This is a genomic window from Rhodococcus sp. P4_F3_2 (assembly GCF_056401335.1).
The window spans coordinates 182,718-195,312 of the sequence record NZ_JBFUJN010000002.1 but is presented as its reverse complement, the minus strand read 5'-3'; the positions used below and the strand labels follow the sequence as shown (position 1 = coordinate 195,312).

Here is a 12,595-nt window from a genome sequence, read left to right as displayed (position 1 = left end):
GACTAGACGACCGGCGGCGCCATCACGTCGATCGATTCCAAGAGCATTCCTCTGGCCAACCCGCGTGGATCCGGGTCGTACTCCCCGAGCGCCGTGATCATCGCGCCGTCGACCATCGCGACAAGACGGCGCAATTGCCCCTCGGGAGCCGTTCGGCCCGAGCGTCGAAGCGCATCGGTCAACAGGTCGTCGAGCTGGGCGCGTAGGCGCAACTGCACGTCACGAAGCGCGGGATGACGGGCACACGCCACAAATCGTTCGTAGCGCGAGATCAATCGTTCGCGGCTCTCCGGCCGCTTCTCTTCGTCTCCGAGCAGCAGCTCGACCAAAAGTTCGACGGTTGATTCCGCGCCCCGCCGACGTTGGGTCACCGCAGCCACTCTGGCGCGCATCGCTTCCATGTCGGCGTTGCCGTTGAGCTCGACGGCACACGCGATCAGATCGTCGAGTGAGTCGAAGTAATAGGTCGTCGAAGCCAGAGGAAGGTCGGCCCTGGTTGCCACCGCTCGGTGACGAACGGCGTCGAACCCGCCCTCCAGCAAAAGTTCAGCAGCGGACGCCACCAGAGCTTGGCGACGTCGTTCACCCTTGGGCGTAGCTGCAGAAGACACCACGACATCGTGCCAGCAGAGGGCACCTCCGCATGGCGAAACAGCTCGAAGACCCTGCTGTTTGTTACCCGAGCCACTTCTCGAGGCGGGTCAGCGCCTCCTGGATGTCGGCTGTCGCGCCCGCGAACGAAAGTCTGACCATCCGGTTTCCGTGGACGGTGTCGAAATCGATTCCGGGTGCCAACGCGACCCCGGTATCTGTCAGCAACCGGGCACACCACGTGGTAGCGCCCTCGTCGCCACACAGATGGCCGATATCCGCGTAGACGTAGAACGCACCGTCGGCGGGAGCCAGCTCGGTGATGCCCAGTTTCGGCAACCCGGTCAACAGCAGTTCACGATTGACGGCGTACCGCTGAACGTGCCCGTCCAACTCGACCTTCGCCTCGTCCGAGAACGCCTCGATGGCGGCGTACTGAGAGATCGCGGGCGGACACACCGTCATGTTCGACGCGAGTCGCTGCAGCGGGCGCCGCAAGTACGTCGGCACCAACATCCACCCGAGCCGCCAACCCGTCATCGAGAAGTACTTGGACACCGAGCCGATCACAACGGATTCGCGTGAGGTCTCCCAGGCACTCGACGTGTGCTGATCGCCGTATCCGATGCCGTGGTAGATCTCGTCCGAGATCAGAAGGGTGCCGTGCTGCTCGCACCACGTCGCCAACGCAGCGAGCTCCTCGGGCGAGATCACCGTGCCCGTCGGATTTGCCGGGCTGGCGATGATCAGACCGGCAGGCGGCGACGGCAAGGCCTCGAGCATGTCCACCGTCGGCTGGTATCGGGTTGCCGGCCCGCAGTCGAGTTCRACGACGTTGCAGCCGAGAGCGGCAAGGGTGTTGCGGTAGGCGGGATATCCGGGGCGAGCGACCACCACGGTGTCGCCCTCGTCGAACGCGGCCAGGAAAAGCAAGGTGAACGCCCCGGACGAACCTGTCGTCACCACCACGTCTTCGGCGTCGACGGCTATTCCCGATCGCTCGCTGTGGTAGCGCGCAATAGCTTCGCGTAGCGGCAGGATCCCGAAAGTCTCGGTATACCCGAGTAGTTCGGTGCCGAGGATCTCGCGCGTCGCACGCAGCACCGGTGCCGGCGCGGGGGTCGACGGTTGACCGGCAGCCAACGTCAGAACGTCACCGTGCGTCCGCTGACGTTCGGTCGCGGCCTTCCATACATCCATGACATGGAAGGTCTGGATATCTGATCGACGAGATTCTGAGCGCACACCCCGACGGTAGCCGAACCACACTTCCGTGAGAAACGACGACCATCCATTGTGACGATCCGACAGATTCAGGTGCTCAGCATGAGTCGATTCAACGAGACCTGGGCCACGTCCCTCGCGCAGCATTGATCAACGACATCCTTCGATCAAAAGGTGCATCAGATGAAAGCTCGCTCAGTGCCCACCGCGGCTCTGGTCACGATCGGCGTTCTCACGGTTGCCTCGTGCGGAAGCACCTCTGATCCTGGCGGCGGGACCTCCGGGGACTACGCCAAGGACGGGAGTTTCACGACGATCGTGAACACCGACCCCGGCAACCTTCATCCCCTGATCACCAACCTGACTGCCACGCAGGCAATCAACAGCTATACCAACGACTCGTTGTTGGCCATCGACCCCAAAACCCGTGCAGCGGGCTCGTATCTGGCCGAAAAATGGAGCGAGAACGGAACTTCGCTGAACTTCACCCTCAAAAAAGGGATCACGTGTGAAGACGGCACGACGTTCACTGCCCAGACAGCCGCGAACAACATCAACTGGGTCGTCGACAAGACGAACGGCTCGCCGTGGCTGGGAGCGTCGGTACCCGAAACTGCAGTAGCAACCGCCGATGGCGACGAGCTCACGATCAAGACGGCGGAACCTGCGCCCTTCCTGCTCGAGCGCATCGGTGCTCTCAAACTGGCATGCCAGGCAGCACTCGACGACCCCGCCAGTGTTCGCGGCAGCAGCAACGGAACCGGCCTGTTCAAGATCACCGAAGTAGTGGCAAACGATCACGTGACGCTCGAACGCCGCGACGGATACAACTGGGGACCGAACGGCGAAACCACATCGGACACCCTCGGAGTGCCCAAGGCCGTCACGATCAAGATCGTGACCGACGCGGCGACGACGGCGAACCTGGTCCTCACCGGAACGGTGAACGCAGCACCGGTGGCCGGTGCGGATATCGAACGTGTGGAAGCGTCCGGCCTGGAATCGATGACGTCGAACACCTTGAGCGGGCAGTTCATCTTCAACCACACTGCTCTTCCCACCAAGGACGAAGCGGTGCGCAGCGCGCTCGTGCAGGCAATCGATCTCGACGACTACACGGACATCAACACCGGTGGCAAGGGTTCGCGCGCTACGGCATTGGCCGTTGTCGATCCGCGGGCATGTGACTACGACAGTGTCACCGGTGTAGTTCCGAAGTTCGACATGGCCGCGGCGAAGAAGACCCTCGCCGACGCCGGCTGGAAGCCCGGATCCGACGGCGTTCTGACCAAGGACGGTCAATCGCTGCAATTGACGGTCATCTTTGCCAACTACCGCGATACCACTTCTGCAGCAGCAGAATACGCGATGAAGCAGTGGCAGGAACTCGGCGCGAAGGTAGAGCTTCGCGGTGGTGACAACAATTTCATCATCTCCAATACGTTCGCGGCAAAGGACCTGACATCCTGGTCGATCTCGATCGGTCTGACCGTCCAGAGTGACACTCCCAGCATCTTCGTTCCGTACTTCTCCGGCCCGACCCCGCCGGCGGGCGTCAACTTCGCATCGATCGACAATCCCGAGTACACCGAACTGGCTGCGAAGGCATCGGTTCTGCCCGGGCAGGAATCCTGCTCGGTGTGGAAGGAAGCGGAACAGGCGCTGTTCACCTCTTCTGACGTCGTTCCGGTATCCACATCGCCGAACTTCATGTTCTTCAACGGTGCGACGTCCCTGTACGCGCCGATTGGTGGAACCCTGGCGGGCCCAGGCATCCGAGTTCTGAAATAAGCCGGAAGACAAAGCTTTACGTCTGCATCTATTTCTCCGATTCGAAGGATCTACATGACTGACCGTCCATTTGTTCTCGACGACCTCCACCGCGTGGTCACACCCACTGAAACCGCAATCTCGCCCGACGGCACCGTGGTCGTCTTCGTTCGCTCGGAAATTGTTGCCGGAAAGGCAACTACATCGCTCTGGGCAGTGTCCCGCGATTCCCAGGCTCGCCGCCTCACTGCGGGGCCCGCCGATTCGGCACCTCGGTTCTCTCCGGACGGAACCTCGATTGCCTTCCTCCGCAAGGTCGGCGACTCCGCGCAGCTGCACCTGATCCCGCTCGCCGGCGGCGAGGCCGAAACCCTCACCACAGCAGCATCACTCCCCCTCGGTGCCGGCGCACCGGTCTGGAGCCCGGACGGAAAAGCCATTGCATTCGCCGCTGTGATCTCACGTTCGGACTCCACCGATCCGAATGCGCCCATCGTCACCGACCGACTCGGATACAAGGTGGACGGCGCCGGTTGGCTCGGCACCTTCCGTCGCCACCTGCACACCGTCGATCTGGAGACGAAGGCAGTACGACGCCTCACCGACGGTGATTGGAATGCGGACGTACCGTCCTGGTCGCCCGACGGCACGGCTCTTGCCTTCACCGCGAATCTCGAACCGGACAGCGATCTGAACCTCACGTTCAGCGCTTACCGAATCCTCGTCGACGATCTGTCAGTTCCGCCGCAGCGACTCGGTCACGCCACCGGGGTGCAGGGCTCCACACTGTGGCACCCGCAAGGAGATTCGGTCGTCGCCATCGGCACCCCCGAGGTCCGTGTCGGAACTGCCGACCTGATCCGTCTGTCCGTCCCCGGCCCAACTGAGACACCGGTCGACGTCACCCTCACAGCTCATCTCGATCGCAACGTGATGCCCGGCGCGCCCGGTTACCCCGGTGGCACACCGGCACTGTCGAATACTCGCGACGAAATCGTGTTCTGCCTCCGCGATCGCGGATGGACGCATCTGTATGCAGCCGACATCGAAACCGGCACCTCTCGCTCCCTCGTCGCCAATCCCAACGAGGTTGTCTCGGCGCTCTCCGTTGCCCGTGACGCCCGCGTCGCCTCCGTCATCGTCACCACACAGCAGTCCTTCGGCGAGGTCGCACTCGTCGATCTCGACAGCGGCGCTGTCACCACGCTGACAAAATTCACCGCAGAAGCACTCCCCGAGGTGACCCTGTTTGCCGCCGAGGAGCGCGAATTCACCATCTCCGACGGCCGTACCGTGCATGGCTGGTTGCTGTCCGCTCCCGAAACTGATGGCGCTGCACCCCTTCTGCTCGACATTCACGGCGGACCGCACAACGCGTGGACCGGCGTTGCCGATACCTATCACCCCGCCCACCAGGTTCTCGCAGCGCAGGGCTGGCGCATCCTGACCCTCAATCCACGTGGATCGGACGGGTACGGCGCAGACTTCATGTACGCCGTCAACGGCGCCTGGGGTACCTCGGACCAAGCCGACTTCCTCGAGCCGATCGACGCACTTGTCGCCGAGGGACTTGTCGACGGGGACCGCCTGGCGATCACCGGGTACAGCTACGGCGGATACAGCACCTGCCACCTCACCTCGCAGACCGATCGCTTTGCCGCGGCGGTGGCCGGTGGGCTGATCTGCGATTTCAACGCCATGGCCGGAGTCTGCGATTTCGGTCCGCACCTCGCGTCGCTCGCCACGGGCACCACTGTTCCCGAGAACTCCGCGGGGCTCCTGGCAGCCTCACCGCTCGCCGCCGTGAAGAACGTGGTGACTCCGACGCTGATTCTGCACGGAAAGTCGGACGAGCGGTGCCCGCTGGGTCAGGCCGAGGCCTGGTTCGCCGCACTTCGCCAGCTGCATGTACCCACCCGACTGGTGGCGTATCCCGGTGCAAGCCACGGTTTCCTCGTCAACGGCTCGATCTCGCACCGAATCGACTACAGCACACGGCTCATCGAGTGGGTCAAGCGATACACCTCCGCGAAGCTGCCCAAGACCGGCCTGGCCAACGCATCTGCCGGCGCCGACGCGTGGAAGCGCTCACTGGACGTACTGTGTGAGCGTTACGGCGTCACCGGTGCTCAATTCGGTATTCTCACACTCGATTCCAGCGGCAAGGAAATCACCCGTACGACGGTGGCTTCCGGCGTGATCAATGCAGACACCGGGGTCGAGGTATCCACCGACTCCCTGTTCCAGATCGGATCCATCACCAAGGTATGGACCGCGATGCTGGTCATGCAGCTGGTCGACGAAGGCTTGCTCGACCTGGACGCGACCGTCCGGTCGATCCTGCCCGACTTCGCACTGCAGGACGAGGAAACAGCCGCCCGCATCACGGTTCGCGCACTTCTGAACCATCGCAACGGAATCGACGGTGACCTCTTCATCGACAAGGGTCGCGGAGACGACGTCGTCGAACGCTACGTCGAGGGCCTGCGTGACTTCCGTCAGGTTCATCCACTCGAGGACGGCTTCGCGTACTCGAATTCCGCGTACGTCCTTGCAGCTCGTATCGTCGAGGTTCTTCGCGGCGGTATCTGGGACGACATCCTCAAGGAGCGGATCATCGATCCACTCGGCCTCGCGCACACACTCACGTTGACCGGAGATACTCCGAGATACTCTGTGGCAGCGGGCCATACAGGGAACTCCGTCGTGATGCCCGTCTGGCCGATCACGCGCTCGATGGGGCCGGCCGGCTGCATCACTGCCAGCATCGGAGATCTGCTCACGTTCGCGGAACTCGGCCTTCTCGAAGGTCAGAGCGTCGACGGTGTGCGGATCGTGTCGGAAAAATCAGCCGCCGCGATGCGTACACCCGAAATCGATATCAGCGAACTGTTCCCGGACAAGTCGGGCTGGGGTCTGGGTTGGTTCCACGAAACCTGGTCGGGCGAAGAAATTTTCGGCCACGACGGCAGCACCATCGGGCAGCACGCATATCTGCGCATCTTCCCCCGCCACAATGTCGCGATCGCGCTGCTGACCAGCGGCGGCAAAGCAGACGGCCTCTATCGTGATCTCTTCACCGAAGCCGCGGCCGCATTGGTCGGACTCGAACCTCCGCAAGCCCTCGCCCCGAACCCCGCGAGTGTGGAGTCGATTCCGGATTCGGTTCTGGGTAAGTACAGCTCGGGCGGAATAGCAATCGAGTTCCGTCGTGGAGAGTCCGCTGACGAGGCTGTGATCACCGTCATCGGTGACGTCATCCCGAATCCCGAGGAAGACGAAACAGCTCCGAAGAAGCCTGCAGCGGTGGCCACTCTCGTACCGTCGCAGATCCCGGGGACCTGGACCACCCGTCAACCCGGGGCTGCCGGTTGGACGACGGTACGGCCGCACCGCGACGGCGTGTACGTCGGATTCCGCTTCCTACCACGGGTTAACGCGTGACGACGACCGATACACATACGATGACGGAAACACCGAACGCCGAAACACAGAACGCCAGCGAACTCGAGGAATCAAAGATGCAAGAACAGCTTCAGGAACTCGTCGACCAGTGGAGGGTCGAGGCAAACATCCCCGGCGTCTCGGTCGGTATCGTGCACGGCGACAAGGACATCGTCGTCACCAGCGGCATCGAGAGCGTCGAAACCCAGCTCCCGGTCACCGACAAGACGATGTTCATGATCGGTTCCACCACAAAGGTTTTTGCTGCAACAGCCGCGATGGCACTCGTCGAGGACGGCCTACTCGATCTCGACACCCCACTGGTCGAGTACGTCCCCGAACTGATCCTCGCCGACGACGAAGCCACCCGCACAGTCACGATGCGTCATCTTCTGACGCACACCGGCGGATTCACCGGCGACGCCAGCCTCTCGGCAGGCTGGGGTGAAGACGCGCTGGGTCGATCGATTTCACGGCTGAAGGAACTACGACAGGAATTTCCCGTCGGAGAGGTCTTCTCCTACAGCAACTCCGGATTCGTTCTCGCCGGATACGTCGTAGCCAAGATCAGTGGACTGACCTTCGAAGAGCTGGTCAAGCAGCGCGTTCTGGACCCACTCGAAATGAAGAACTCGGCGTTCCTGCCCTGGGACGTGATGACCCACCGGTTTGCACTCGGCCACTACATCCGCGAGGGTGAGCCGTTCGTGTCCAACGAGACCGGACTGGACCGCGGTATGACGCCCTGCGGTGGAATGTGGTCCTCGGTGCGCGATCAGCTCGTCTGGGCACGCTACGCACTGTCGGGCGAACACCCGGGTGAGGGACAGCCGCTCGACGAGTCCACCCGGTTGCTGATGCAGAAGCCGCAACGTCCCGCCGCGATGATGTTCGAGGAAGTCGGCATCGGCTGGCTGCTGACTCGATACGGAACCACCCAGGTAGTGCGGCACGGCGGAAACGTCAGCAACCTCCAGGTCTCCGAGTTCTTGACCGTGCCTGAGAAGAACTTCGCCGTCACCGTGCTGACCAACGCACTCGGCGGCGGAATCGGCAAGAAGATCGTCGACTGGTGCATGGCCAACCTCGCAGAGTTGCCCGCGCCGGCATCTCTTGACGTGGTCGAGCCCGAACCCTCTGCCGTCGACGCCGTCCTGGGCAAGTACCAGGCCGGCAACCTGACCATGACCGTCGCCCCCGGTGACGAGGGAATCGGCGTCCGCATGGGCAGCGCGCAGGACCTCGGCGAATACGAGGACATCGTCTGGCCACCGGCGATCCCGATCGCCTTCGTCAACGATCTCGACTTCGCTGCTCGCGCCGACACCACGCGGACGCTGGGGCGCTTCGTCACCGATGACACCGGACGCGCCGTGATGCTCGAATTCGGCGGCCGAACCGCCAAGCGAGTGGCTTGATCCTCTAGACGGGTGACGCGGTCCGATTACGAGGCCGCGTCGCCCGTCTTTGTATACGCACAGCCGCGAAGGTACAGACTGGACGCCATGAACGTCATCGGCGAGTCGATTCTGCACCCGTCCCGGTGGAGCGTGCGCGCCCGGACGACCGTGGCATCTACCCTCGTGATCGCCTTCTGCTTGGTGATCGCCGGGCTTGCACTGGTTTTCGTACTGGCGAACTCCCTGCACCTGTCCGCACTGAACAGCTCCGAGGCCCGTGCCACACAGTTGGTCCAGCAACTCACCGGGAAGAGCCCAGCCGATCTCGACCCTTCGCTTCTGTCCACCGACAGCCAGATCGGAATCGTGCAGATCGTCGACGCCGATCACCGAATAGTCGCCCAATCGCCTGGAACTGACAGCGACCTACTGTCCGAACGCATTCTCGGCCCTGACGAATCGGACACCTATGGAAGGGTCAAGAAGTCCGACGACGAGGACTACTGGCTGATCGGACAAGGCGCTCAGACGCCGGCCGGACCGGTCACCGTCTTCGTCGGCGCCGACCGTGAACCGGTTGAAACCGTGGTGACCACCGTTGCCGTTCTGCTCGCCATCGCCGGGCCCCTGGTTCTTGGACTGGCCGCGTTTGCCACTTACCGCCTGGTGGGTTCGGCTCTCGCTCCCGTGGAACGCATCCGCGCTCGGGTTGCCTCGATTTCGAGTGGCCGTCAAGGTGAACGAGTGCCCGTCCCGTCCGGGAACGACGAGATAGCCCGACTGGCAACAACAATGAACGACATGCTGGCGCGCCTCGACGAAGGCGCACTTGCTCAACAACGATTCGTCAGCGACGCCTCCCACGAATTACGTAGTCCACTGTCCACGATCACGACGGCTCTCGAACTGGCACACCGACGCCCGGATCTCCTCGACGACGCACTGATCGAAGACGCGCTACTTCCCGAGGCGCGACGGATGCGGCAGTTGATCGAGGATCTGTTGATTCTCGCGCGCTCGGACGAAAGCGAACTCGAATCCATCGGTACCGTCGTCGACGTCGACCTCGACGACATTCTGTTCGCCGAGCAGAAGCGGATCGACGGTATCTCCGAGATCGCGGTCACCGCCACCGTTGCTCCGGTTCGCGTGTCCGGAGACCCGAGGGCGTTGGCGCGCATGGTGCGAAACCTGGTCGACAACGCAGTACGGCACGCCGAGACCCTCGTGCATCTCGAGTGTTCCGAAGCCGGCCACGAAGCCCATATCGTGATCGAGGACGACGGGCCCGGAATCCCTGCAGCAGAACGCGAACGAATCTTCGGACGCTTCGTCCGCCTAGACCAGCCGCGGTCGAGGCAGGGAGGTGGCTCCGGACTCGGACTCGCCATCGCGTCGGAAATCGTTGCGGCGCATCACGGAACCATTTCCGTCAGCGAGAGGGTAGGCGGTGGAAGTCGATTCGAGGTGACAATTCCGCTACCGACCGATTGAAGATCAGGCAGTGCCGACAAAGCGGTACCCGATGCCTCGAATGGTTTCGATGCTGTGGGTTCCGAACGGGAGGTCGACCTTCTTACGTAGGTAACCGATGTAGACCTCGACGATGTTCTCGTCACCTTCGTAGTTGGTGTCCCAGACCGAGCGAACGATCTCGGTCTTCGTGACCACAACTCCGTTGTTGCGCATCAGGAACTCGAGAACGCTGTACTCACGTGGCGTCAGCGTCAATTCGATTCCCGCTCTGATCACCTGATGTTTGGCGGGGTCGAGGGACAGGTCTCCCACGGTGAGTATCGATGGACGCTGGGGAGCGCCCCGCCGCACCAGTGCGCGAAGCCGCGCGAGGAATACTACAAACGAGAAGGGCTTGACCAGGTAGTCGTCGGCACCGAGATCGAAAGCATCAGCGAGGTCGTATTCGCCGTCCTTCGCCGAGAGCATGAGGATCGGCGTCCACACCTCCCGGGCGCGTAGGTCCCGCACGATGTCGTATCCGTGTTTGCCCGGCAACATGATGTCGAGAACGATCACGTCGAATTCGTCGCTGCAGGCAGTCGCGAATCCGTCGTCCCCGTTGAGTTCCACGGCGGTCACGAATCCCTCGGCTACCAATCCCCGCCGGATCGTCTCGGCCAGGCGTACTTCGTCTTCGACAACCAGTACTCGCACCACCGGCCCCGTTTCGTCGACACGCAGTTGTTCGGATGCACCCAGTAGAGCAGACGGTGGGCCCATGACCGAGTTACGTTCAGCGTTTCTTCAGCTTCTGATCGTCACACTGCATTCATGCCAGCAACTGTGTCGACCGTGCGAAACGTGGTCACCGAAGTCTTGACCGAGAGCACCACCGCAGAAATTGCGGTTGCCGCAATCGTGGTGGCAGCCGCGCTGTTCGCATTCGGTTCGATCTACCGGGCCTCCAGCGTTCGGTCAACAGCGCTCCGCGCGTCCGGGCTCGCCCTCGCCCTGGTGACGCTCTCGATCCAGGTATATCGAAACGGGTGGTTGACGAGCTTCGACGGGCCGGTGACCGACTGGATGGTCGATCATCGGAGCGGCGCCCTCAACCAGATCGCGGTCGCCGTCACAGATCTCGGTAGCCCGGTCGCCACCGCGCTGCTCGGGATCACCTGCGGAGTGCTCATATCGTGGCGAGCGCGTTCGGTTGTTCCGGGCTTGATCGTGATCGGAACCGTTGGCGGTGCGGCAGTCGCCAGTACGGTAATCAAAGCGCTCGTCGGTCGCGAACGTCCGCCGACCAACATCCAGGTTCTTCTCGAGACCGGCCACTCGTTCCCGTCCGGTCACGTCACCGGCACAGCAGCGCTGTTCGGCATTGCGGTTCTCGTTGTGAGCGTCGACCGAACACCGTCCGTCAAACGCCTTCTGATGCTGCTCGCCGTGACGGTCACCGTTGTCGTCGCGCTCACTCGCCTCTACTTGGGAGCTCACTGGCTCACCGACGTCGTTGCCGGAGCTGTTCTCGCAACGCTTGCCGTCACTGTGGGTGGCGCTGTCTTCCGGTTCGTCGGCACGCACAACCAGTCCGAATCAACTACTGCTGCAGTGCGCTCTGCAGAACCTTCAGCACTTCACGAGCCGCAGTCGGCCCGGTATTGAGGTAGAAGACGTCGTCGTCGACAGCAACGGCATGGTTGGCAATCACTCCACGTAACTGCGCCCACAACGGCGCGTTGGTCAACGTCGCCGGGTCCCCGCCTTGCACTCCGTAGAAGATCCAATCAGCGTCCGCCACGTTCAGCTCTTCCTCACTGATGTCTCGGGAGGTGTCGTCGAATTGCTGCGACTCCGGACGCGTCAGGCCGGCATCCTGGGCGATACTTCCGGTGAACGAAGGAATACCGAAGATGCGCAAGCGATTTCCGTTCTGGCGGGTGAACGACACTGTCGGCGGCGACGAAAGGGACGCACCCAAGGCCGCGGCGTCGGCGTTGAACGTATCCAGCAGTGCCGTCGCCTGCTGCGTCTTACCTACCCCGTCGGCAACCAGCAGGAAGTCCTGCTTCCAGTTGACGCCGGTCCCCTGCGTTGCCACGGTGGGCGCAATTGCCGAAAGCTGGTCGTACAGCGAATCAGCATCCTTCCCTGCAACATTCATCAAGATCAGGTCAGGATCGAGCTTGACGATCGCTTCGAAGTTCGGTGTGAAGCGCCCACCTGCATCGACGACATCACCTAGCTGGGTGCGGAATTCGGGGTATGCGGCCAACAGGTACGGCGGCACCAGGTCCGCACCGTCACCACGAGTCGAAGCCGCAGGAACGACGCCGAGAGATAAAAGCGCATCTGCTTGCCCGGTCGAAATGACGACAACCTTTTCGGGCTGCGATTCGATCGTGGTGTCACCTTTGAAGTGTGAAACGGTACGAGGGAATTCGCCGTCCGACTTTCCGCTCCCCATTCCAGCCGGGACTTCTCGCGGAGCGACAAACGCAGAGTCCGCCGGAGTCGACGCACTGATGTCAGTGTCTGTGGGCGAGGCGTCGCTCGAGCAGCCACTGAGAGCTGCCACCAATGTCAGTGCGCCGATCAGCATTACACTGCGTGACTTCTGTCCAAAATTCATGATCGTGTCCCGTACGTCGTGAAGCATGACAGCTTCATCTACCGTCATGGTTAGGTGACCCTACCCTTTGAGGAAC

Annotated in this window: 9 protein-coding genes; 5 read left to right on the top strand and 4 right to left on the bottom strand. The window is 62.3% G+C overall.

The genetic code is table 11. The features are described 5' to 3' along the window. Nucleotides 1-2: 2 nt before the first annotated feature. Both AC1DWA_RS03570 and AC1DWA_RS03565 read right to left on the bottom strand, forming a co-directional pair. Nucleotides 3-611, bottom strand: coding sequence for a TetR/AcrR family transcriptional regulator (locus tag AC1DWA_RS03570; protein ID WP_024487531.1), 609 nt, complete (start codon nt 609-611; stop codon nt 3-5). Between the two features lie 64 nt (nt 612-675). After that, complete coding sequence (locus tag AC1DWA_RS03565) at nt 676-1,836, bottom strand: pyridoxal phosphate-dependent aminotransferase (protein WP_477846311.1); 1,161 nt, start codon at nt 1,834-1,836, stop codon at nt 676-678. 162 nt (nt 1,837-1,998) lie between these two features. Between AC1DWA_RS03565 and AC1DWA_RS03560 the strand changes: the two genes are divergently transcribed. The 4 genes from AC1DWA_RS03560 (at nt 1,999) to AC1DWA_RS03545 (ending at nt 9,923) form a co-directional block, all read left to right on the top strand. After that, nucleotides 1,999-3,606 carry an ABC transporter substrate-binding protein gene (locus AC1DWA_RS03560; protein ID WP_477846312.1) on the top strand — a complete coding sequence of 536 codons (1,608 nt, stop codon included), beginning with the start codon at nt 1,999-2,001 and terminating at the stop codon, nt 3,604-3,606. 54 nt (nt 3,607-3,660) lie between these two features. Further along, complete coding sequence (locus AC1DWA_RS03555) at nt 3,661-7,029, top strand: serine hydrolase (RefSeq protein ID WP_279218632.1); 3,369 nt, start codon at nt 3,661-3,663, stop codon at nt 7,027-7,029. A 20-nt stretch (nt 7,030-7,049) separates the two neighbouring features. Then, nucleotides 7,050-8,447, top strand: coding sequence for a serine hydrolase domain-containing protein (locus tag AC1DWA_RS03550; RefSeq protein ID WP_021342978.1), 1,398 nt, complete (start codon nt 7,050-7,052; stop codon nt 8,445-8,447). 87 nt (nt 8,448-8,534) lie between these two features. Then, nucleotides 8,535-9,923, top strand: a complete 1,389-nt coding sequence (locus AC1DWA_RS03545) for a sensor histidine kinase (RefSeq protein ID WP_030534674.1) — start codon at nt 8,535-8,537, stop codon at nt 9,921-9,923. Nucleotides 9,924-9,926: 3 nt separating this feature from the next. On the opposite strand, the gene AC1DWA_RS03540 is transcribed toward AC1DWA_RS03545, so the two are convergent. Further along, nucleotides 9,927-10,601: a response regulator transcription factor gene (locus tag AC1DWA_RS03540; protein WP_030534675.1), complete on the bottom strand. Its 675-nt coding sequence runs from the start codon at nt 10,599-10,601 to the stop codon at nt 9,927-9,929. Between the two features lie 117 nt (nt 10,602-10,718). Between AC1DWA_RS03540 and AC1DWA_RS03535 the strand changes: the two genes are divergently transcribed. Next, a complete protein-coding gene (locus tag AC1DWA_RS03535) occupies nt 10,719-11,552 on the top strand; it encodes a phosphatase PAP2 family protein (protein WP_202022464.1) in 834 nt (277 codons plus the stop codon). On the opposite strand, the gene AC1DWA_RS03530 is transcribed toward AC1DWA_RS03535, so the two are convergent. Further along, the gene (locus tag AC1DWA_RS03530) at nt 11,488-12,567 is read right to left on the bottom strand and encodes an ABC transporter substrate-binding protein (RefSeq protein ID WP_020968543.1); all 1,080 of its coding nucleotides are present in this window, start codon (nt 12,565-12,567) and stop codon (nt 11,488-11,490) included. The genes AC1DWA_RS03535 and AC1DWA_RS03530 overlap by 65 nt on opposite strands. Nucleotides 12,568-12,595 lie beyond the last annotated feature (28 nt).

What these genes read in the sequence shown, in the direction of transcription:
- AC1DWA_RS03545 (WP_030534674.1), top strand. Translation starts at nt 8,535, where the DNA reads ATGAACGTCATCGGCGAGTCGATTCTGCACCCGTCCCGGTGGAGCGTG.
- AC1DWA_RS03560 (WP_477846312.1), top strand. Translation starts at nt 1,999, where the DNA reads ATGAAAGCTCGCTCAGTGCCCACCGCGGCTCTGGTCACGATCGGCGTT.
- AC1DWA_RS03535 (WP_202022464.1), top strand. Translation starts at nt 10,719, where the DNA reads ATGCCAGCAACTGTGTCGACCGTGCGAAACGTGGTCACCGAAGTCTTG.
- AC1DWA_RS03550 (WP_021342978.1), top strand. Translation starts at nt 7,050, where the DNA reads ATGACGGAAACACCGAACGCCGAAACACAGAACGCCAGCGAACTCGAG.
- AC1DWA_RS03555 (WP_279218632.1), top strand. Translation starts at nt 3,661, where the DNA reads ATGACTGACCGTCCATTTGTTCTCGACGACCTCCACCGCGTGGTCACA.
- AC1DWA_RS03530 (WP_020968543.1), bottom strand. Translation starts at nt 12,567, where the DNA reads ATGACGGTAGATGAAGCTGTCATGCTTCACGACGTACGGGACACGATC.